This window comes from Rhizobium ecuadorense (genome assembly GCF_001187535.1).
Classification (GTDB): Bacteria; Pseudomonadota; Alphaproteobacteria; order Rhizobiales; family Rhizobiaceae; genus Rhizobium; species Rhizobium ecuadorense.
In genome coordinates this window covers 1-336 of the sequence record NZ_LFIO01000728.1, presented here as the reverse complement: position 1 = coordinate 336, position 336 = coordinate 1, and the positions used below count along the sequence as shown (strand labels likewise).

At 59.8% G+C, this 336-nt stretch carries 1 protein-coding gene; it reads left to right on the top strand.

Annotation, left to right across the window (positions count from 1 at the left end):
* Nucleotides 1–336 (top strand): DUF5666 domain-containing protein (locus tag AF337_RS44380; protein WP_244471247.1); only part of this gene is annotated, 336 nt, incomplete at both ends.

Here is a 336-nt window from a genome sequence, read left to right as displayed (position 1 = left end):
AGACGACGCCGATCGAGATCGATGGACGGCGCGCTCCTGCAAGCGCGATGAAGGTCGGTCATGTCGTCCGGGTGCTGCTGTCAGGAAAGCGTGCTGCCCGCATCGCGATCGTCAGCGAGGTTCAGGGCCGCATCGACCGGATTGACAAGACCGGTATCACCATATTGTCGCAAACCGTCGACACGACAGGTTTGGTGACGAAGGGCTTGCGAAAAGGCAATCGCGTTGCCGTGTTCGGCATCCGGAAACCGGATGGCACCATCATTGCTCGGCGTATCGAGCCTCGTTCCGTTTCCGATGGCGCCCATGTCCGAGGCTCTTATACACATCTCCGAG